The following is a 23,160-nucleotide window of genomic DNA, read 5'->3' as shown; positions in this document are numbered from 1 at the left end:
CCATGAAGGTACAATTTTGTAATTTGTGATATGGTTTTTCTAGACTTACAGGAACTATGTAAACAGGAAGGAGAGAATATGGTATTACACCCCTTGCATTTTACCATGCAGGAAGGGGAACGTGTGGCCATTGCCGGGGAAACCGGATCGGGAAAGTCTACTTTGCTAAAACTGATTGCAGGGCTGGCGCAGCCTACAGGTGGGAATGTTTATTTTGAAGGGATGCGGGTACTGGGACCCGAGGAGCAACTACTGCCCGGGCATCCTAAAATTGCCTATTTGTCTCAGCACTATGAACTTCGGAATAATTATAAAGTGCACGAGTTGTTGGAAATGACCAATCAGTTAGATTATCGCTCTGCACAGCAAATTTTTGAAGTCTGCAGAATTGCTCACTTGATGATGCGTCGTTCTGATGAATTGTCGGGCGGTGAAAAACAGCGGATTGCTTTGGCGAAACAATTGATATCTTATCCTACATTATTGTTGCTCGACGAACCGTTCTCCAATTTGGACAGAGTGCACAAGACATTAATCAGATCGGTGATTGACGATATATGTGATAAGCTAAAAGTCACCTGTATCCTGGTTTCCCATGATGCTACAGATTTGTTGTCTTGGGCAGATCGCATATTGATTATGCAGGATGGACAACTGGTGCAACAGGGAACGCCCAAACAATTGTACCATCATCCTGTAAATGAATATGTAGCTGCTTTAATGGGAGAATACAACTTAATCAATACCAAAACACACGAAGTGTTTGTGCAAATGTTAGGAGAGGGAGTAAGAGGGAAAAGAGCATTGATCAGACCAGAGCAGCTGGCCATTAGTGTGTCCAGACCATCAAACCAGCACTGGGTTGAGGGTGTCGTGCAAAAAGTAATGTTCTTCGGTGCCTATTATGCCATTGAAGTGTTGGTAGATGGATTCCTTTTAAAAGTAAGCACGCATTCGTTTTTATTTAATCCTGGAGACATCGTATTTGTATACGTAGCCAGTAGCAGTGCGACTTAAGATTTTAGGTACTTACCAAAAAAGCCAATGGTTCTTTCCCAGGATAATTTAGCTGCTTCTTCATTGTAACGTGCTGGAGCTGTATCATTATGAAATGCATGGTTTACATTGTCATAAATAAACAATTCATATTTTATATTGCTCGCTTTTAAGGCAGCTTCATAAGCCGGAATTCCTTCGTTTACCCGCGTGTCCAATCCCCCATAATGTAACATAACAGCTGCTTTGATCTGAGGTACTTTTGCCGCATCAGGCTGTCTTCCATAATACGCAACTGCTGCTTTTAATTCTGGAACCTGAACAGCCAGGTTATTGGCCATTGCTCCGCCCCAGCAGAATCCTACACAACCTACCTTTCCATTACAGTCTTTTCTGCTTTTAGCATAAGAAACAGCTCGGATGAAATTTTCGAGACTCTCCTCTGGTTTTAAAGTGGCAAACTTAGCTCTCAATTCATCGTCGTTTTTGGGGAGTTCTCCCAATGGAGATAATATGTTCGGGGCAATAGCAAGATAGCCCGCTTTGGCTGCTCTTCTGGCTACATCTTCAATATGTGCATTCAATCCTCTGTTTTCATGTATAACAATAACAGCTGCGAGCTTCTTAGCATTTTTGGGTTTTGCTACATAGGCACTCATGGTACCATTGATGCCTTCATAAGTTATGGTTTCAGTATCCAGGTCATCTGTGGCTGTAACATTTGCATTTGCCGCATTCACTTCAATCATTGGCAATATGCTTAGTGCAGCTGCCATGCCTCCTGTCAGTATAGCCAGTCTGCTCAAAAACTCAGGTCTGCTCAAAGGTTTGTGCGTGTATTCGTCGTATAGATCAATGATTTCCTGGTTCATAGTGTTATGCGTTTTGAAAGTTCGTCGTCAATTTTTTTAAAAAGATGATAAGGCTTATAAATTCTCCAATCGGTCAGCTCCATCAATTCAATATAATAATGTAGTTTTTTTGCTTTGAAATCCTGTTGGGTGGCCTGTGGCATATTTAGTGCAACAATCCAGCCATTTTCATCGGTTACTTCTTCAAACCATTCCTGGTAATATTCTTTGTCACTACTATGAAAGTTAAGCACATTTTCCGTAATCAGGATGTATTTATAAATTCCCTCTTTTTCCAGTAAATCAATGATTTCCCTTTTCAATTCCATAATATCATTCTCAATGGCATCATTCCATTCTCCAATCATCTCAATGATGGCAAAATGCAATTCATAATCCACGTAAATAATTTTCAGGTACAGGGTTCTACTGCCAAATTCATCCCATTGCGGATGAATAAAATAATTGTACACCGTTTGCGAAAATTCAAACTCAGAATAAGTACGTCCAAAGAAAGGAGAGCGCTTGTCTTCTTCCGCAATATATATATGACGCCAGTTAAAAAAAGGTTCTATATCATGCATATATTATTCACTCTCAAAAGACTCAACAGCCTTCTTTACACTACCGTATTTAAGCAGGAGGTCTTTTGCTTTTTCATAATCGTTAAGACCCAGGTTGTCCATAACCATTTTTACGCCACGGTCAACCAGTTTAATATTGCTTAACTGCATATTGACCATTTTGTTGTCTTCTACACGACCTAATTGTATCATAACTGCGGTAGAAATCATGTTAAGTACCAGCTTCTGTGCAGTTCCGCTTTTCATGCGTGTGCTGCCGGTAACAAACTCGGGCCCTACTACCACTTCTACCGGAAAGTCTGCTGCTTCCGAAACAGGTGAGTTGGGATTACAACTGATGCTACCAGTAATGATTCCTCTTTTCCGGCATTCTTTCAATGCGCCAATTACATAGGGGGTTGTACCACTGGCGGCCAATCCAATAACTACGTCTTTATCGTTGATATAATGTTTTTGTAAATCACTCCAGCCTTCATCTGCACTGTCTTCTGCAAATTCAACAGCCTGAGTAATGGCTTTTTCGCCTCCGGCAATCAGTCCAATCACCAAACCATGAGGTACGCCATAAGTGGGGGGACATTCGCTGGCATCTAAAATTCCCAGACGCCCGCTGGTTCCAGCACCCATATAAAACAGACGCCCGCCCTGAAGCATTTTATCCGAAATAGCAGATACCAGTTTTTCAATTTGAGGGATGGCTTTCTCAACAGCATCCGGAACGGTTTTGTCTTCTTGGTTAATATTGGTTAAAATTTCCTGGATACTCATTTTCTCCAGATGATTGTATCTGGAAGACTGCTCGGTTACTTTTACAAAATTCCCCATCTTTTATTGATTATGATATGCCACTAATCCAGGCATTGGTGTCTTTAATACTTTTCCTAATTCTAATTCGTAACTGTTACAAAGTTCTTTTAAAACATCTCTAAATCCAAATCCAACACTACCTACAAAGTGAATCGGCTGGGTCCAGCTTTCTTTGAATTTATAAAGATGCGTAAAGAAAAAATCGTTCAGTCCGTCTTCAATGATATTTTCAATCATGAAATGCCCTCTGTTTTCCGAAAGGAAAAGGGCAAAGCTGGCCAGATAACGGTTTGCCAATGGTTTTTTGTAGACATTTTCTAATATACTTGCATGGGTTTCGCCGTATTTTTTTTGAAAGCGATTCATCAAGTCTTCGTCAAAAGTTTTGTACAGATAGTACTGAATTACTTTTTTACCCAGATAAGCACCGGAACCTTCGTCACCTAATACATACCCCAATCCCGGACTGATATTGACAATTTTTTTGCCATTGTAATAACAGGCATTAGATCCGGTACCCAAAATACAAGCTATCCCTTTTTCTTTACCGCAGGAAGCCCTGGCAATACCCAATAAATCGGTGTTAATTTCTGTTTTGGTTTTTGGGAACAGTTGATTGAATACCTTTTTCATGATGGCCACATTCGCCGGATTACCTAAACCGGTTCCATAGAAGTGCAATGCCTTCACTTTTGCATGCTTTATTTTCGGTATAAGTTGTTTGTTCAGGATCTGGATCATTTCTTCTCCGGAAACAAAATATGGACTTATGGCGGGGGTTAGTACGGTTTTTTTCTTGCCGTTTTCTAGTAAACACCACTCGCATTTGGTTGATCCGCTGTCGGCAATTAAGATGGCAGGCATAGGAAAGGTTTAATTCGGCAATAAATATAGATATTTGCATGCTTACATGACATATAATTTAATGCGCATTTATGGGTCCTAAAAAATTGCAGGTTTGGTTACCATTATTATTTGCTATAGTAATGATTGTGGGAATGATGATTGGATTCCAGTTGAAGGAGAAAACCCTTTCACCTCAGTTTTTCAGCCCCAATAGCAGATCTTCCCTGCAGGAGTTGACAGAATTGATTAAAACCCGTTATGTAGACAAGGTTTCTCAGGATAGCATTAATGGGCTAGTGTCAAATGAACTGCTCAAGCACCTTGATCCTCATTCTGTATTTATTCCATCTGAAGAACTCCAGGCTGCCAACGAAGACATCATGGGGAACTTTCAGGGTATCGGAATAGAATTCCGACAAATCAATGATACGGTTAATGTAATGAATATTATGCCGGGAGGTCCTGCAGAAAAAGTGGGATTGCAAGCAGGCGATCAGTTGATTTTTGTAAATGACAGTATTTCCATTGCTGGTAAAAAACTGGACGGGAATGCCATTCGCAAACTTTTTAGAGGGCCCGCAGCATCTACTGTAAAAGTTACATACCTGAGAGCCGGTAAAATGCGAGAAGCTACTATTACCCGGGGCAATATTCCGGTAAGCTCCGTTGACGCCTCTTATATGATAGCCCCCAAAGTTGGATTTATTCGCCTGAATAAATTTGCCGAGAGAACATATGAAGAGTTCATGACCGAACTGGAAAAGTTACAGGCACAAAAAATGGAAAGACTAATTCTGGATTTGCGTGGCAACACAGGTGGATTAATGAAAGAGGCGGTGGATATGGCTGATGAGTTTTTATCGGACAATAAATTGATTGTATATACCGAAGGGGAGAACTCTCCCAGAACCAATTTTACTGCCAAGCGTCCGGGACTTTTTGAGACTGGCAAGTTGATTGTATTGATTGATGAAACATCTGCTTCAGCCAGTGAAATTTTAGCTGGTGCATTGCAAGATTGGGATCGAGCTATTATCATGGGTAGAAGATCCTTTGGTAAGGGCTTGGTACAGCAACAATTTCAATTAAGTGATGGGGCGGCCGTTCGTTTGACTGTAGCCAGGTACTTCACGCCATTGGGTAGAAATATTCAGAAGTCTTATGCAGAAGGGTACGATAAATACAATGAAGAGTTAGTAGGCCGTTTTCACCCGAACGATTCTGTAGCTAAAAAAGATTCTATTGCACGCACAGTAAAAAAATACAAAACTCCGGCTGGTAAGATTGTATTTGGAGGCGGGGGGATTACACCTGACTCAACTGTATTGTTTGATTCAACTTTGTATACCCGCTCCGTTTTACAGGTCCTTATGACTAGCACTTTGAATGATTTTGCCTATTATGATTTTGTTGCTAATCGTTCCCAATACACCCAATATAAAACAGCAACTGATTTTAACAAACAATACCAAGTGAGTCCAGCACAATGGAAGGCTTTTGTACAATATGCTGCCAAAGAGGGATTGAATTTTAATACCATTGATGCAAGAAGTAAGGCGTTTATTGAAAACAGAATTAAGGCTTTGATTGCCCGTCAGCTGTGGAGAACCAACGGCTATTTTGTTGTAGCCAACGCCGCTGACATCCTGGTTGAAAAAGCCTTGAATGTGATTGAGAAATAATTTGGTAACAATTCCTTCATAGTTTAATAATCTAGGGATCATCTTCTCACCGTTTCTCTTGCATAGGTTTGTTAAAACAAATTTATGGAGGATAGAAACGCTGCTGTTATAGCAGAGGAAATTATAGAATTACTTACTTCAAAAGGGGGGTCAGAATATATAGGAGAGCCTGTTACTAAGCTGGAGCATATGGTTCAGAGCGCTGAAATAGCGTCGGAAAAGGGGCTTGCCGAAGAGCTCATTTTAGCGGCTTTATTACACGATATTGGTCATATTTGCGAGCCTATAACGGAAGAAAATGATATGGAAGGGCTTGGTCTTATCGATCATGAATTTCTAGGCGCCCAGTTTTTAAAAGAAAGAGGTTTCTCTGAAAAAATTGTAGAGGCAGTTGCAAATCATGTACCTGCCAAAAGGTATCTCTGTTATAAATACCCTAGTTATCTGTCACAATTATCTGATGCTAGTCTAAAAACGCTACAATTGCAAGGAGGCGTAATGTCCTATCATGAAGCAATACGATTTGAACAAAATCCTTTTATTGAAGACATAATTACCATACGAAAAATTGATGAGCAGGCTAAAATTGCCAATAAGCCCTTGCCGGCCAATCTTGACATGTATAAAGAGATGGTTATTCGTCACCTAGAACAAAACGTATGAAATATGAGTGATAAATATTCAATGGTGGTTTTTGATATGGCAGGCACAACTGTGGATGAAGATAATTTAGTGTATAAGCTAATGCACCAGGTGTTGGTAAATGATGGGTATGATTGTACGCTTGATCAGGTACTTGCTTTGGGAGCGGGAAAAGAGAAAAGACAGGCTTTCAAAGATATGTTAGTAGACTTAGGCGTATTTGCTCCGGAAAATATTGCCAAACGGCTTCATGAAGCTTTTCAGCTTAATCTAACAGAAGCGTATCAGCGCATGGAAGTAAAACCTATGCCATATGCCGAAAAGGTTTTTGATGAATTAAAGAAAAGAAGTATCAAAGTGGTTCTAAATACAGGCTATGACGCTCATATAGCAAATTTACTGTTACAAAAACTGAACTGGATTGCAGGGAAAACAATAGACTGTCTTATAACAGCTTCCGATGTTGAAAGCAGCCGGCCAGATCCTGTTATGATTTTTCTTGCTATGAAAAAAATGGGATTATCTGATGCTGCTTCAATTGTAAAAGTAGGGGATTCCATTACCGATATTGAAGAAGGAAAGAATGCAGGATGCGGATTAACTATTGGTATTACAACAGGTGCACAGAATGCGAAAATGTTATTGCTGGCAACTCCTGATTTTGTAATTCAAGGATTAGATGAAATATTAACGATTGTATAATGCGTATTGCTTTTGCCCATTTTTTAGGTAACCGCCTCAATAGCAAAATGAAACAATCACCGGCTTTCCTCCTTTTTGTTCTTTCATTTACCGCTTTTACTGTTTACACTTGTATGTATGGATTCAGAAAACCTTACACAGCCGGTGCATATGAGCAATGGAGTTTCATGGGGTTGTCATACAAAGTATGTCTTGTAATTGCACAGGTAATTGGATACATGATCAGTAAGTTTTTAGGGATAAAGATTATTTCAACAATGGATACTAAACATAGGATTCAGGGTATTTTTTGTTGCATATCCCTTGCCTGGGTTTCTCTTTTTTTATTTGGTATTATTCCTGCTCCCTATAATATTATCTGTATGTTTCTGAATGGGCTGCCGCTGGGAATGGTATTTGGTATGGTGTTTAGCTTTTTAGAAGGAAGAAGAACAACAGAAATAATGGGTGCTGTATTGGTAAGCAGTTTTATTTTTGCTTCTGGTCTTGCAAAATCAATTGGAAAATGGTTGTTGCTGAATTTTAATATTCATGATTTCTGGATGCCATTTATTGCTGCCTCTTTTTTTGTGGGTCCTGTTTTGATTTCTCTTTGGATATTGCATCATACGCCCTTGCCAGATGTAGAGGATATTAGAAACAGGTCGGAAAGGAAACCGATGACTCAAAATGACCGAAGCATATTTATTAAGCAGTTTGGGTATTTGCTGCTGCCCATAGTGGTTTCTTATACATTGTTTACTATCGTAAGAGATTTTAGCGAAGATTTTGCTAACGAATTATGGATAGAGACTGGTTATAAAGAAAATGCCGGTATCTTTTTTCAATCAAGTTCTTTGGTTGCCATATTTGTGCTTATTGTAATTGGTTCTTTTTTTTCTATTAAGTCAAATAGGCACGCATTTCTTTATACGCACTTGTTGGTGGTTGCAGGCCTAATAATCACCCTTATTGCAACTTTGTTGTACAACGGTCAGGTATTGAATCCACTTCAGTGGATGATATTTTCCACAACTGGTTTATATCTGGCTTATCTTCCGTTTAACTGTCTGTATTTTGAAAGAATGATTTCTGCTTATTCCGTTAAGGGTAATGTTGGTTTTGTAATGTACATTGCAGATGCCTTTGGGTATTTAGGGACTGTTTTTGTATTGTTGTTAAAAGAATTTATTCAAGTTCAGCTAAGTTGGGTCTCTTTTTTTTCTATACTTTTTGTTGGCGTTTCTGTAGTAGGTATCCTCCTTGTTTTAATAACCCTTAAAGGTCATTTTTCCTTAATGAAAGCTTATAAATATTTTTAATGAAAAATAGTGCAATAATTGTTGGTGCAGGTATTGTTGGTTTGTCTGTTGCCAGGGCATTGGCTGATAAAGGCTATTCAGTTACAGTTGTAGATAAATCTGATAAAGCAGTAGGGGCATCAATTCGAAATTTTGGTATGGTATGGCCAATTGGTCAGCCATCAGGTGAATTGTATCAGCTGGCAAGAAAATCTGCAGAAATATGGAAGCAAGTATGCGATGGTATAGGTATGTGGTATCATCAATGCGGAAGTTTGCATGTTGCTAATGATGAAATTGAATGGACAGTAATTAATGAATTGTATGATTTATTTAATAAGGAAGGACGTCCTGTACAATTGCTTACAAAAGAAAGTATTGCCAAGCGCTATCCACATGTTAATCAACAGGGATTATTCGGAGGGTTGTATTCATCAGATGAACTGATTGTTGATCCACGAATAGCTGTTGCACAGGTAAGCACTTATTTAAATGAATTGATGAATGTTCAGTTTTTATGGAATTTTTCAGTAACCGAAATTGGTGAAGGTTATATACGTAGTAATGAACAGACTTTACGCGCTGATTGTGTTTTTGTTTGTTCGGGGCATGAAATGGAAACTTTATATCCTTCGGTTTTTAAGCAATCTCCTATTACAAAGTGTAAGCTACAAATGATGCGAATGCAAATGTCTGTATCTAATTCAATTGGAACATCAGTCTGTGGGGGGCTCTCTTTATTGCATTATGGAAGTTTTAAGCTGGCTCCTTCTTTGCCGTTGTTAAGAAAATTCGCAGAAGAACATTTTCCTCAGTATTTACAACATGGTATACATGTAATGGTTTCTCAACATGAAAAAGGAGAGCTTACTGTAGGAGATTCACACGAATACGGGAATATTTTTGATCCTTTTGATAGGCAAGACATCAATGAACTGATAATTCAATATTTGAATAGATTTATGAAAGCATCTAATTGGAAACTAAATGCAACTTGGCATGGGATTTATCCTAAAATGACAGATGGGGCTTCTTGGTTTTTTCATTCACCCGTTAACCATGTTTATATTTTAAATGGGTTAGGTGGTGCAGGTATGACATTGAGTTTTGGCCTTGCTAAAAAATTGATAGATGCCATTGAATAATTGACAACAATCAGTTAACATTAACAATACATTGAGTTAACATTGCAATGATAGGTTTGCGCAACAAACAGCAAAACTATTATGAGTAAGTTAACACATGTAATGAAAGCAATATTGTACAGCTTGTCAATATTGCTTTTTCATTTTTCTGCTGATGCGCAGACGATTATTAAAGGTAGAGTAGTAGATGCAGCTTCGGGGAGTCCGTTGTCTGGTGCAACTATTACTGTGGTGAAAACAAAATTGAATGCAGTTACCGATTTGCAAGGGAACTTTACGTTATCTGCTAATATAGGCGACGATTTACTTGTCAGCAATGTTGGATTTAAAAATAGAACCATCATTGCAAAAGGTGAATCCTTACAAATTGCTTTAGAGTCTGTTTCTTCAGAATTGGATGAAGTAGTTGTAACTGCATTAGGCATCAAAAGAGAAAAGAAAAAGCTAGGATACGCTTCACAAGAACTGAAAGGCGAAAATTTAACAGTTGCAAGAGAGTCTAATGTTGTTAGTCAGCTTGCTGGTAAAATTGCAGGAGTAACTGTTGTGGGCGGTAACTCAGGTATTGGTGGATCTGCAAGAGTTACCATTAGAGGTGAGCGTTCAGTAGACATGAATAAAAATCAGCCCTTGTATGTAATTGATGGTGTTCCCATTTCAAACTCTATCGTTGGTGGCAATGGAAGAGGAAACCTTGAAGTAGATTTTGGAAATGGTGCGGGTTTTGTTAATCCAGATGATATTGAAAGTATTAACGTATTAAAAGGACCTGCTGCTTCCGCTTTGTATGGTTCCAGAGCAGCTAATGGCGTAATTGTGATAAAAACCAAATCTGGTAAAAGCAGCAAGGGCATTGGTGTAGAAGTTAATTCGAATATTACTTTAGAAAATGCATTGAAGCTTCCTGAATTTCAAAATGTATATGGTCAAGGAAATGGAAATGGAGGCGCATTCGCCTTTGTGAATGGCGGTGGTGCTGGTTTAACAGATGGAACGGATGAAGGTTGGGGGCCAGCTTTTAAAGGACAACTATATCCGCAATTTAATTCACCAAGAACATTAAATGGTCAACCTATTCCATTTTTAGGCGGAGACTTGAATGCGCCTGCAGGTAGTGTTATTACACCTACACCATGGGTGGCAGATGTGGATGGTGTTGCAAATTTTTTCCAAACAGGAAGAACTTTAACCAATAACGTTGCCTTGGTTGGAAGCAATAAAGAGGGTGATTTCCGCTTATCTTTTACCAATCTGGATCAAACAGGTATAGTTCCCAACACAGATTTAAAAAGAAATACTGTCTCATTTAGTGGTGGGTACAATTTGACAGATAAGTTCAGTGCCCGTGCATTTGTTTCTTATATAAAGAGTTCCAGTGATAATAGGCCTTCTATCAGCTATGGCACTGAGAGTATCATGTATTTATTTACCAGCTGGTTGCCTCGTTCTGTAAAATTAGCTGATATGCAGCGTTTATGGCAATCAGGTTTAGATAGGTTAAAACAATTTGGATGGAATTACAACTATCATGATAACCCATATTTTACGATGTATGAAAATACAAATGGCCAAAAAGTAGATAGGATTATTGGTAATGTTACGCTTAAGTATGAAATAGCTCCTTGGTTAAATTTGCAATTAAGAGCTGCTACAGATTATGCTTCAGAAGTTCGTGCTTATAAAAGAGCATTTAGTACACAGCGTTTCCCTTTTGGTCAATACAGAGAAGCCAGAATTATAACAGAAGAGCGCAACACTGATTTCTTATTTGCTGCTAACAAAAAAATCAATTCAGACTTTACAATATCAGGAACATTTGGAGGAAATCAGACCAGACAAAAAGCAGACTTTAATGAAGTGAATGCTGGTCAGTTGAATATACCTGGAATTTATAAGATTACTAATAACCGCGTTCCGGTAGATGTGGCACAAACAACTACTGAGAAGAGAGTAAACAGTTTGTATGGATCTGCTCAGGTGGCATATAAAAATTATTTATTCTTGGATCTTACAGGAAGAAATGACTGGAGTAGTGCTTTAACCTTGCCTGCAGAATTAAAAAAGCTGGGATCTGAAAAGAATTCATTTTTCTACACATCGGCCGCTGTCAGTGCGGTTGTGAGTGATATGATAAAATTGCCTTCTGCAATTAATTTTGCGAAAGTTAGAGGTAGTGTAGCACAAGTGGGTAATGATACTGATCCCTTTACTTTTACTCAGGCATACAATCCTAGTACAGCTTTTGGTACTGCTCAGATTTATGGAGAAACCGATCGTTTGGCAAACTTGTCATTGAAGCCTGAAATCAGCACAGCATTTGAAATTGGAACAGAGGTTAAAATGTTTAATAATAGAGTTGGATTAGATTTAACTTTCTATCAGAGTAATACTAAAAATCAGATTATCAACATTCCATTGTCTCAGACTTCAGGATACAATAGCCGTTCCATTAATGCAGGTCTAATAAAGAATTACGGATTCGAAGCCATGTTGAATTTGGTTCCTGTTGTAGGTAAGAAAAACGGATTCAAATGGACAGTTGATTTGAATTTCTCAACCAATCGTAGTAAAGTAGTAGAATTGTCTGATGGGTTAACGAATCTAGTCATGGCAAGCAGAAGCGTAAGTATTGAAGCTAGAGTGGGTGAAAGAATGGGAGATATGTATGGTATAGGTTTTGCAAGGGTTCAAAATACCAATCCTAATGGGGCTTATTATGATGGTACAGGAAAATATGTAGGCCAAATGGTATTCAGCAATGGAAGACCCGTTAGAACATCAGAGCGTATAAAGCTTGGTAATTATAATCCTGATTGGTTAGCAGGTATCAATAATACATTTACCTATGGTAATTTCAAATTAGGGTTCCTTTTCGATATTAGAATGGGTGGTAAACTGTACTCTCATACACAAACGGTAGGACGTGAAGGGGGGATTATCATTGAAACGCTAGAAGGCAGAGCAGACGGATATGATTTGACGAAGCCTGGAAACGGTGTAATTGGTCAAGGGGTAATGGTAGTTAATGGTCAATTGGTTCCAAATGATGTAAAAAGAACAGCTAGAGAGTGGCATACAGCGTGGACAGCTGGTAGAGCCATTGCAGAAGGAGTTATGTATGATGCTTCATTTGTAAAGCTAAGAGAGTTGCAGATTGGTTTTAACTTTCCTGCAACTGTGCTAAGAAAAACACCTTTCAAAGCAGCTACATTAAGCATTGTAGGAAGAAATCTTGCATTGTGGTCAAAAGTTCCGCATGTAGATCCAGAAGTGATGTCTTATACAGGTGGTACTGCATTGCCAGGAATTGAATATATGTCTATCCCTTCTTCCAGAAGCTTCGGTGTTAATTTAAGTTTGAAATTCTAATCATTCCAAAAAGAACAATCATGAAAAATATATATATAGCATTTACAACAATATCCTTATTGTTTTTGAATGCATGTACAAAAGATTTTACAGAAGTAAATACCAATCCCAATGTCCCTACAAAAGTGACACCAAATCTACTTTTGTCTGGTATCATCAAAAGTGCAATAAATGAACAAGTTGGTCAGGCATGGGGTACTGGGAATTTATTGGTGCAGTATACTGCTAAAATTCAGTTCGTAAACGAAGATCGTTATCTCTGGGGCGAGAAAAATGGTATATGGTCAAATGTGTATGGCAATATGCGTAATGTTCAAAACATCATTGACCTAGCAAGCTCCAGTACGCCCGTACAACAAAATTATTTAGGGGTAGCGCTGATTTTGAAAAGTTGGTTGTTCTCGCTGGCTACAGATGCATACGGTGATATCCCTTATTCTGAAGCAATTAAAGCAAAATCAAATGGTGTTTATTTGCCAAAATATGATACACAGGAAGAAATTTACAATGGCATATTAGCAGATCTTAAAAAAGCGAATGAAATTCTAGGAACCAGCAATGAAGCCATCACCGGCGATATTCTATTCAATGGTTCTGTATTGAAGTGGAGAAAGTTAGCCAACTCCTTACGATTAAGATTATTGATGCGATTGTCTAAGAAGAAGTCTGTGAATGCGGATATGCAAACGATTGTTTCTAACAATACTATGTATCCAATCATGACTTCTAATGATGATAATGCAGAATTAAAATACCTAGCTGATGTTCCAGCCAACCAATGGCCACTATTTGATGCAAGGGTAGGTTCTTTTGACGAGATCAGGGTCAGCAAAACTTTGAGTGATCGTCTATCTGCCTTGAACGATCCTAGACTTTCTGTATTTGGTAGACCTTCTCAGATTTCTGTAGCTTCTGGAAGGCCTAAAATAGAAGGGATCCCTAATGGTTTAGGAGACGTTGCAGCTTTAAACTATAACGGAGGACCTCAAGGTGTTTCCAGAGTAGGATATAGTTATGCTTGTTTGGTTTGTAATGACAATGGTCAGGCGCCCCCTTTGCCAAACGTTGCAAAAGGAATCATTATGAACTACTCAGAACTTCAGTTTATTTTGGCAGAAGCAGCAGAAAAAGGAATGATTAATACTGCTACTGCTGAAAGTTATTATTTGAAAGGTATTCAAGCGAACTTTGCTTATTACGCAGCTATGGTTCCTGCTGCGTATGGAATTAATGTAAATCCTGATCCAAGTTATTATATACAGCCAGAGGTAGCTTACATGGGTACTTCTACAGAAAAATTGGGCAAGATTGCATTGCAAAAATGGGTATCCCTATTTTTCAATGGTTTGGAAGGTTGGTTCGATTGGAGACGTACGGGTATGCCAGAAATTGTACCTGGTAAAGACAATTTGAATAACAACAAGGTTCCAGTGCGTTTTATTTATCCATTAGCTGAACAAGCATTAAATGGTGCCAATAGGGCAGCTGCTGTTACAAGACAAGGTGCAGACGATATCAATACATTGATATGGATTGCCAAATAAGTTTTTCTCATATTTCGATTTAGTTTTAGTGAATGGGGTGGATGCTTTGGTATTCACCTCATTTTATTATTAATCTGTTATCTTTATTTTATGCGTTATTTAATACCTAGTTTATTGCTATTTCTTTTTAATTCAGCCATTGCGCAAACCAAAAAAGTGCTTACCACATTGGAAGTGCCTGGAAAATTTGAGTATGCTCGTATTGATGAAAAAGAGATATCTGTTTTACCTAGTGGCAGGTACATTAGCCCCGCTGGTGAAATGATCCGAATTACCCATGACCCATTCGGGATGCGCGTTTCTCCAGATGGTACAAAAGCAGTGACATTGCATAACGGGGTGTTTACCATTATTGATTTAACCAGCATGAAACCAACTCGTGTGCCTTCATATGATGGAAAAATTCTTTCTCCTTTTTCAAAGGGGTCTTTTTTAGGGGTTGACTTTGGGGATCAATCGAATATCGTGTATTTAAGTGGAGGGGATAACGGAGCTGTATTGGTTTATGATATCCAACAAATGCGTCGTTTAGATTCTATTTCATTAAATGGCAAAGTGGGAGATGTATTATTTGAAGATAGCTTTACTTCAGATTTAATATACAACGCGGATAAAAAAGAATTACTTGTATTGGATCGAGCCAATTTCAGGATGGTAAGAATTAATACGCAAACTAAGCAAATAGTGGCTTCAATTCCTTGTGGAAGATTGCCTTTTGGGTTGTCTTTAAGTCCCGACAAAAAGTTTGCCTTTGTGGCCAATGTGGGTATGTATGCTTATCCTCTCATTGAAGGAATGACTGAGCAGAACTATGATTCTATGTTGATATCGCATCATCCATATGGCGACAATACTAAAGAATCCATAAATGGAACCATTATAGATGGCAAGAAAATTCCTGGGGTAGGAAGCCCAGCTTCCCCCGAAGCGATGAGTGTTTTTGTTATTGATTTAGCAAGCAATAAAATTTTGAGCAAACTAAAGACTGGGCATCAAATAGGAGAGCTCATTGAAGATATTGAAGTGGTAGGCGGTGCAAGTCCCAATTCGATTGCAGTGGGTAAACAGTATGCATTCATAACCAATGCTACCAATGATAATATTTCTGTGATTGATTATAGAACACAGAAAATAGTAAAACATATACCTATAAAAGTAAGTCCCTTGTTGGATAAATATAGAGGGTTACTTCCATTTGGATTGACTTTAAGTAAAGATGAGAAAAAAATATTTGTTGCCTTATTAGGATTCAATGCAATTGCCGTAATTGATATTGCTTCGGAAAAAACATTAGGCTTAATTCCCACTGGCTGGGGTCCATCTAGGGTTATGCTGGGTAAAGATGACAAGGAAATCTATATTATTACTGCCAGAGGACTAGGAGCAGGACCGAATGGGGGTATTGGATATAAGAAACCCATACAAGGTACATTTGTTAGTGATTTGCAGTTAGGATCCTTTCATAAAGTAGCAATGCCAGATTCTGTTCAGCTTGCTAAGTATACATCTACTGCATTGACCAATACATTTACACAGAGAACTGTTGAGCTCGGTCAAAACCCCTTGCCTCCATTGCCTGGAGCATATCAAAGCCCCATCAAGTATGTAGTATATATTACAAAAGAAAATCGCACTTATGATGAAATCTTTGGTCAGATTAAAGAAGCGAAAGGGGATAGTAGTCTTGCTAGATTTGGAATAGATAATGCGTATACATTATTGCCCAATCAGCGGGAGCGTTTCAAAGGTTTGCGCGTAACACCCAATCATCATAAGATTGCCAGACAGTTTGCATTCAGCGATAATTTCTATTGTGATAGCGATGCCAGTATACACGGTCATCATTGGATGATGGGCGTGATACCCAATGAGTGGGTGGAAGCCAATTCTAGTGTAAGCAAAACAGCCAAATTGTTTTCATCTGCACCTGGAAGAAGATTTCCTGGTTCAACAGGTAGTATGGATCCAGAAGATTTTGCAGAAGCAGGAGGTATCTGGGAAGCATTCGATCGCAAAAAAAAGGCATTCTATAATTTCGGGGAAGCGAATGAAACTGCGCATGTTAGAGAAGAGTGGTATGATACAGCAACCGGTGCTGGACATGGGGTAATGGTACCCATGCAAAAAGCTTTGTTCAACAAAACAAGCAGAGCCTATCCAGGATACAATACCAATATCCCTGATCAGTATAGAGCAAATCAGTTTGAAAAAGAATTCACCCGTAAGTGGATACTGGGAAAGGAGCAAATGCCTTCTTTGATGACGATTCAATTGCCCAATGATCATATTGCCAAAGCAAGACCTGAAGATGGATATACCAGTGCGCATTCCTTTATGGCAGACAATGATTTGGCCTTGGGAAGAATTTTACATTTTTTATCACGTACTAAGTATTGGAAAAATATGTTGGTCATTATTACAGAAGATGATCCGCAAGGAGGAGTAGATCATATTGATGCACATCGTTCTATTTTAATGATGGCCGGACCTTATGTTAAGAAAGGGCATATCAGTAATACGCATGCTAATTTCGGGGCCATACTAAAAACTATTTACAATATTTCAGGAGTCCCATATGTAAATCAATATGATGTTACGGCTAGCTTGCTTCAGGACTTTTTTACAGATCAACCTGATTATACGCCTTATACTTTGGAAATGCATGATAGTCGAATTTTTGATGTTAACAAAGCCATGAAAAAGTATAAGACTACCATTGATTGGAATAAAATTATGAAAGGTCCAGAAATGGATAAGCTGGAAGATATGCGTGCAGATCATTATCGTCAGCAAAAAGAAGGATCAGTAATTAAATAGTAAACATGAAAAATTGGGTTGGAATTTTATTATTTAGTATGTTGATGCACTTTCATGCAATGGCACAAACAGATACGGTTTTGTCTTTGCAGGAAGTAACAGTTACGGCTACGCGCAACAAGCAGCATATGCTACATACCCCTTATTCTGTTACCCGAATCAATTTAAGTGAAGCAGAAAGATTCCAGCCAAGAACCAGTCCCGAAGCATTGATGGGAACTATGGGTGTTTTTGTTCAGAAAACCAATCATGGTGGTGGATCTCCTTTTGTTCGTTCCTTAACAGGTAACCAGAATTTATTGATGATTGATGGGGTGCGTCTGAATAATTCCACTTACCGTTATGGACCCAATCAATATTTTAATACCATTGATTTCTTTTCGGTTGAATATATAGAAGTAGCCAGGGGGACAGGGTCTGTGCAATATGGTTCGGATGCAATGGGAGGAGTCATACAGGTTTTTACCAAGGACCCGGCTTTTTCTGAGAAAACAAAATGGTCTGGCCATTTCATCGGTAGAATCTTAAGTAAAGATGTAGAATACAGCGGAAGAACAGCGTTGCAGTATAGCAGCAGAAAGTTTGCATTTCAGGCAGGGTATACCAATCGGCAATTTGGAGATTTGCCCGGAGGAGATTCAACCGGTATACAAAGTCCAAGTGGATACAAAGAACAGGCATTTGATCTGAAGTTAAAATGGCAATTCAACCCAAAGTGGACAATAACGGCATTGCATCAGCAAGACCAACAAAAAAATGTACCGCTCTATCATCGAGTTGCTCTTGAAAATTTTGCCTACTATTTATTTAATCCTCAAGTGCGAAATATGAGTTATCTGCGATTGGAAGGAAATTCCAGTTTTTCTCTATTATCAAAAATGAGTTTTACTGCTTCCTTACAAAGAAATCGGGAACAAAGAAACTATCAGCGTAATGGAAACATCAATCGTTTTGTAGAAGAAGACAGGGTAAAAACAATCGGGTTAACAGCTGATGTATTTTCCCTTTTTACCAATAACTGGTCTGCCAATACTGGTATTGAATATTATGCTGACCAGGTGCAAAGTAGTAAGCAGCAAATAACTCTTTTGAACAATACAATACTCAATCAAAGAGGGCTTTATCCTAATTGCGCAAGCATGGGAAATTTTTCGTTGTATAGTATGCATCATTTAGTATTAGGTAATTTTTCTATAGAGGCAGGACTTCGTTATAATGCACTCAATATTAAAGTAGATACTGCTGTGGTGAAACCTTCTTCGTTTGTTTTCAATGGTGCCCTGTCCTATCAATTGAATAAACAGCAATCGCTTTATGCTTCTTATAGCACAGGATACCGCGCACCAAATATAGACGATATGGGCACCCTGGGTCTGGTAGATTTCCGATATGAAATTCCTGCTTATGGCTTAAAGCCAGAGAAAACCATGAATTCGGAAATCGGCTATAAAATGCAAACCAAAAAATTGCAGTCAACTGTTGCTTTTTATTATATGCATTTAACCAATCTGATTAACAGGGTTCAGTTGCCCGGTCAGCAAATCAATGGATATAATGTGTATATCAAAGAGAACAACCAGCAGTCATTTATCAGAGGTTTTGAATACATTTTTCAATACCAGTGGAATAATGGTTGGCAGGTTTATACCAATGGTGCATATTCCTTTGGGCAGAATACTACTCGTTCAGAACCCATGCGAAGGATTCCGCCATTTCACGGAAGAACATATTTACAGTGGAAGCCAGGACGCATGATGTATATATTGGAATATCTATATGCTGGTTCACAGACCCGGCTGGCACAAGGAGATAAAGATGATAACCGCATTCCCAAAGGAGGTACACCCGGTTGGAATGTCCTGAATATTCATGCCAGTATGGATTTAAACAATATAATACTCCGCACAGGTATGGCCAATATTTTTAATCAGGATTATCGCATGCACGGGAGTGGTATCAATGGTTTGGGAAGGAATTTGTATATTTCTGCCCAATTTAGGTTTTAATGAAAGCGACGCTGCAAGAATTAGCTCAACAGCTATCCGGAGAGTTTTATTTTGATTCCACTGCAAAACACCAGATGCAATTACGGGCCTATGCAACAGATGCATCTGTATATCAGGAAATGCCCTTGGCGGTTGCCATCCCAACAGATGAAAAAGATCTGCAAACTTTAATTGTATTTGCACAACAACATTCTATTACGCTAATTCCTCGTGCAGCTGGAACTTCATTGGCAGGTCAAGTAGTGGGAAGTGGTATCGTGGTAGATATTTCCAAACATTTCACGCAGATGATTGAAGTGAATGTAGAAGAGCGATGGTGCAGGGTGCAACCTGGCGTTATAAGAGACGATTTAAATAGTTACCTAAAGGGATTTGGACTGATGTATGGTCCAGAGACTTCTACAGCCAACAGGGCGATGATTGGGGGTATGGTCGGTAATAACTCATGTGGATTACATAGTATTGTATGGGGATCTGCTAGGGATCATTTATTAGAAGCCAAAGTGTTGTTGAGTGATGGAAGTGTCGCAATATTTAAAGAAAGAGAGGAGGCAGAGATAGCTACACTGCAAGGTTTAGAGCGAAACATATATAATGGCTTATTTGATTTGTTGAATAACTCAGCGCGTCAACAATTGATACGTGAACAGTTTCCAGCCAAAGAAGTCGTTCGTAGAAATACAGGGTATGCCCTGGACGCATTGTTGGATATGCAGCCCTTTACAGCGAATGGTGCACCTTTTAATCTTTGTAAATTACTAGCGGGATCTGAGGGGACTTTGGGGTTCATTACAGAATTAAAATTGAATTTATTACCGCTGCCACCGAAAGAAGTGGGCGTATTGATTGTGCATTGTGCTTCCTTGGTAGAGTCTTTGTATGCCAATATTGAAGTGCTGAAGCAACAGCCCATGGCATCAGAATTGGTAGATAAAATGATCATGGATTTTACGATTGGTCATCCGGAATACCAGAAGAATAGATTCTTTATTGAAGGGGATCCTGCGGCTTTGCTGATGGTAGAATTTATGGGACCTACGCGGGAAGCAGTGGACGAAAAATTACAAACTACAATAGCTTCTTTAAAAGAAATGTCACTGGGGTATGCTTATCCAGTTTTGTACAATGCCGATACCAAGTTTGCCTGGGATGTTCGCAAAGCTGGATTGGGTTTATTGCGCAATTTAAAAGGAGATGCGCAACCAGTGAATTTGATTGAGGACTGTGCAGTATCTACCAATGATTTGCCTCATTATATTACCGAATTACAAGCGCTCTTGGCAAAGCATGGCGTAACAGCCTCTTACTATGCACATGCAGGTGCAGGTGAACTACATGTTGAGCCCATTATCAATTTAAAATCTGCTGAAGGTGTAAAACAGTTTCGAAATATTTTGAAGGAAACTGCAGCGCTGGTAAAAAAATACAATGGGTCCTTATCGGGTGAGCATGGAGATGGAAAATTGCGAGGAGAATTTATTCCTGCTATGGTAGGGGATGAAGTGTATAGATTGTTCAAACAAGTAAAAAATATTTTTGATCCCAAGGGGATTTTCAATAAAGGTAAAATAACGGATACGCTTCCTATGGATGCGCATTTTAGGATGCAACAGCCTGAGCAGATTGCGACCAACGAAAATCAAAAATCGCCATCCAATACGATTTTTGATTTTAGTGCAGACGATGGTATTTTAAGACTGGCAGAAAAATGTTCTGGGTCGGGTGACTGCCGAAAGTCGGAGATATCAGGGGGATTGATGTGTCCTAGTTTTATGGCCACTCGCAGTGAAAAAAATACCACACGTGCCAGAGCTAATATTTTAAGACAATTTCTGAGTGATCCGCATGATGTGGAGCCCTACAATCACGAAGAGATTAAAGAAGCCATGGATCTCTGTTTAAGCTGTAAAGGTTGTAAGATTGAATGTCCATCCAGTGTGGACATCACCAAAATGAAGGCAGAGTTTTTACAGCATTATTACGATGCCAATGGAACTCCTTTTAGATCTAAGTTGGTAGGCAACTTTGCTGCACAAATGAAGCTGGCGGCGCTTTTTAAGCCTATCTACAATTTTATTTTCGGCACGACCGCTTTGCGAAAATTAGCCAATAGCATAGTGGGGTTTCATCCTGAGAGAACCATGCCTTTGTTAGGAGATGTGCAAGTGAATCAATGGCACAAACGCAGGTTGACTTCGCAGCATTTACATAATAACAGCAATCTTCAGCGGAAACTGTATTTTTTCTGCGATGAGTTTACCAATTTTCTCGATAGCTCCATCGGACAAAAAGCAATCCTCTTATTAGAAAGATTGGGTTATACCGTAATTATTCCCGATCATGTAGAAAGTGGTCGGTCTTATTTATCAAAAGGCTTGTTAAGAAAGGCTGCATCTATTGCCAATCAAAATATTCAATTGCTTTCTCCATTGGTGTCAGAAGAAATGCCAATCGTGGGGATTGAGCCCTCTGCGTTACTCACCCTTAGAGATGAGTACAAAGACCTAGCGAGTCCGGAAAATAAGGCGGCTGCTATCCATCTAGCCAAACATACATATACTATTGAAGAGTTTTTTGCTCGAGAAATTGAAGTAGGAAATATTCAGCAAGAAGCATTTACGGAATCGCATAAGCAGGTTGCTTTACATGGGCATTGCTACCAAAAAGTATTGTCTTCGCAAATCCATAGTGTAACAATGTTGTCTTTGCCCAAAAACTATTCGGTAGAAATTATACCAAGTGGATGTTGCGGAATGGCGGGCTCTTTTGGATATGAGAAAGAGCACTATGAAGTATCCCAAAAAGTAGGAGAGCTTGTTTTATTTCCTGCAGTAAGAAAATTATCGGGAGATAAAATCATTGCTGCAGCTGGCACTTCTTGCAGACACCAGATTAAAGATGGAACCCATGTGCAAGCTTTGCATCCGGTGGAGGTATTATATGAGGCGTTAGTTTAAGTTTTTAAATTCAATAGGTGTCATACCCGTTTTTTGTTTGAAAAGTCGGGTAAAGTGTTGTGGGTATTTAAAGCCTAGTAAGGTAGATACTTCGTTTACATTTTTGTCTGAATCAAAAAGTAATTTCTTGGCAGTTTCTATGATTTTGAATTGAAGATAGTCTTTAACAGTTTGGCCTGTTTCTTTCTTAATAAGATCCCCAAAATAATTAGGTGACAAATTCAATTGTCCTGCAAAATAGGCTACGGAAGGAGTACCCAATAATTGCGGCTTATCTGATTTGAAATACTCTTTTAAGAGTTGTTCAAATTTTGATAATAAACCCTGATTTACATTTTCTCTAGTGATGAACTGTCGATCATAAAAACGTTGACAGTAATCTAAAAACAATTCTATATTCGCAGCAATCAATTTTTTACTGTGTTTGTCAATGGGTTGTTGTAATTCAAACTGGATTTTTTGAAAAGAAGCCAAAATCATATTTCGTTCATCTTCAGATAAGTGTAGTGCTTCATGTGTTTCGTAATCGAAAAATTTGAATTCATCCATGCGTTTGCCTAATGCTGTTCCCAATAACAAATCCGGGTGAAAAATGAGTCCATATCCCATCGGTTGATAAGGTTCTGCCGGCTTCTGCATTTCCATTACTTGTCCGGGTGCAAAAAAAGCCAAAGTTCCAGCTTGATAGTCATATGTATGACGACCATATTTCATGTCGCCACATTTCACATCTTTTAAGTAAATACAATACAAACCATATTGAAATTGAATGCTTGTGACAGCTCCCCAATCCCTTAATCCGGCTTTGGAAAAATCTATTACCGTGACCAGCGGATGAAGCGTTTTTTGATTATTGTCCGTATTATATTCTGAAATATTCTTGATAGCGTAAATATGTTGCATTGCATAACTTTGATTTAGCTAAATTAATT

Annotated in this window: 16 protein-coding genes; 11 read left to right on the top strand and 5 right to left on the bottom strand. The window is 38.7% G+C overall.

Annotated elements, in window-relative coordinates:
• Positions 1-30: 30 nt before the first annotated feature.
• Complete coding sequence (locus tag TEGAF0_RS04780) at positions 31-1,017, top strand: ABC transporter ATP-binding protein (RefSeq protein WP_264900492.1); 987 nt, start codon at positions 31-33, stop codon at positions 1,015-1,017.
• On the opposite strand, the gene TEGAF0_RS04775 is transcribed toward TEGAF0_RS04780, so the two are convergent.
• Genes TEGAF0_RS04775 through TEGAF0_RS04760 form a run of 4 tightly spaced genes read right to left on the bottom strand, consistent with a single transcriptional unit; the run spans position 1,014 to position 4,102 of the window.
• Positions 1,014-1,868, bottom strand: a complete 855-nt coding sequence (locus tag TEGAF0_RS04775; RefSeq protein ID WP_264900491.1) for a dienelactone hydrolase family protein — start codon at positions 1,866-1,868, stop codon at positions 1,014-1,016. The two genes, TEGAF0_RS04780 and TEGAF0_RS04775, sit on opposite strands and share 4 nt — an antisense overlap.
• Positions 1,865-2,431, bottom strand: a complete 567-nt coding sequence (locus tag TEGAF0_RS04770) for a hypothetical protein (RefSeq protein ID WP_264900489.1) — start codon at positions 2,429-2,431, stop codon at positions 1,865-1,867. The genes TEGAF0_RS04775 and TEGAF0_RS04770 overlap by 4 nt, the downstream gene beginning before the upstream one ends.
• 3 nt (positions 2,432-2,434) lie before the next feature.
• Positions 2,435-3,256 (bottom strand): N-acetylmuramic acid 6-phosphate etherase, encoded by an 822-nt coding sequence (murQ, locus tag TEGAF0_RS04765; RefSeq protein ID WP_264900487.1) that lies wholly within the window; start codon positions 3,254-3,256, stop codon positions 2,435-2,437.
• A gap of 3 nt (positions 3,257-3,259) precedes the next feature.
• Positions 3,260-4,102, bottom strand: coding sequence for an N-acetylglucosamine kinase (locus tag TEGAF0_RS04760; RefSeq protein WP_264900486.1), 843 nt, complete (start codon positions 4,100-4,102; stop codon positions 3,260-3,262).
• A 71-nt stretch (positions 4,103-4,173) separates the two neighbouring features.
• Between TEGAF0_RS04760 and TEGAF0_RS04755 the strand changes: the two genes are divergently transcribed.
• From TEGAF0_RS04755 to TEGAF0_RS04710, 10 genes are all read left to right on the top strand, one after another.
• Positions 4,174-5,766, top strand: coding sequence for a S41 family peptidase (locus TEGAF0_RS04755; protein WP_264900484.1), 1,593 nt, complete (start codon positions 4,174-4,176; stop codon positions 5,764-5,766).
• Positions 5,767-5,850: 84 nt separating this feature from the next.
• The gene (locus TEGAF0_RS04750; protein ID WP_264900483.1) at positions 5,851-6,429 is read left to right on the top strand and encodes an HD domain-containing protein; all 579 of its coding nucleotides are present in this window, start codon (positions 5,851-5,853) and stop codon (positions 6,427-6,429) included.
• A gap of 3 nt (positions 6,430-6,432) precedes the next feature.
• Complete coding sequence (locus TEGAF0_RS04745; protein WP_264900481.1) at positions 6,433-7,110, top strand: HAD-IA family hydrolase; 678 nt, start codon at positions 6,433-6,435, stop codon at positions 7,108-7,110.
• Positions 7,110-8,411: a DUF5690 family protein gene (locus TEGAF0_RS04740; protein ID WP_264900479.1), complete on the top strand. Its 1,302-nt coding sequence runs from the start codon at positions 7,110-7,112 to the stop codon at positions 8,409-8,411. The genes TEGAF0_RS04745 and TEGAF0_RS04740 overlap by 1 nt, the downstream gene beginning before the upstream one ends.
• Positions 8,411-9,535: a TIGR03364 family FAD-dependent oxidoreductase gene (locus TEGAF0_RS04735; protein WP_264900477.1), complete on the top strand. Its 1,125-nt coding sequence runs from the start codon at positions 8,411-8,413 to the stop codon at positions 9,533-9,535. The genes TEGAF0_RS04740 and TEGAF0_RS04735 overlap by 1 nt, the downstream gene beginning before the upstream one ends.
• 81 nt (positions 9,536-9,616) lie before the next feature.
• Positions 9,617-12,904 (top strand): SusC/RagA family TonB-linked outer membrane protein, encoded by a 3,288-nt coding sequence (locus tag TEGAF0_RS04730; protein ID WP_264900475.1) that lies wholly within the window; start codon positions 9,617-9,619, stop codon positions 12,902-12,904.
• 20 nt (positions 12,905-12,924) lie between these two features.
• Positions 12,925-14,448 (top strand): SusD/RagB family nutrient-binding outer membrane lipoprotein, encoded by a 1,524-nt coding sequence (locus TEGAF0_RS04725; protein ID WP_264900474.1) that lies wholly within the window; start codon positions 12,925-12,927, stop codon positions 14,446-14,448.
• Between the two features lie 90 nt (positions 14,449-14,538).
• Entirely contained in the window at positions 14,539-17,265 is a 2,727-nt protein-coding gene (locus TEGAF0_RS04720; RefSeq protein ID WP_264900473.1) for a bifunctional YncE family protein/alkaline phosphatase family protein, read from the top strand.
• A 5-nt stretch (positions 17,266-17,270) separates the two neighbouring features.
• Positions 17,271-19,271, top strand: a complete 2,001-nt coding sequence (locus TEGAF0_RS04715) for a TonB-dependent receptor plug domain-containing protein (RefSeq protein ID WP_264900472.1) — start codon at positions 17,271-17,273, stop codon at positions 19,269-19,271.
• On the top strand, positions 19,271-22,228 hold the full coding sequence (locus TEGAF0_RS04710; protein ID WP_264900471.1) for an FAD-binding and (Fe-S)-binding domain-containing protein: 2,958 nt from the start codon (positions 19,271-19,273) through the stop codon (positions 22,226-22,228). The genes TEGAF0_RS04715 and TEGAF0_RS04710 overlap by 1 nt, the downstream gene beginning before the upstream one ends.
• Here the strand turns inward: TEGAF0_RS04710 and TEGAF0_RS04705 are convergent.
• Positions 22,220-23,131 (bottom strand): helix-turn-helix domain-containing protein, encoded by a 912-nt coding sequence (locus TEGAF0_RS04705; protein ID WP_264900470.1) that lies wholly within the window; start codon positions 23,129-23,131, stop codon positions 22,220-22,222. The genes TEGAF0_RS04710 and TEGAF0_RS04705 overlap by 9 nt on opposite strands.
• Positions 23,132-23,160: the final 29 nt, after the last annotated feature.

Origin of the sequence: Sediminibacterium sp. TEGAF015, from assembly GCF_025997995.1 — a bacterium.
Lineage (GTDB): Bacteria > Bacteroidota > Bacteroidia > Chitinophagales > Chitinophagaceae > Sediminibacterium.
Note: the sequence above shows the minus strand (reverse complement) of the source record. Positions and strands in the feature narration are given on the sequence as shown.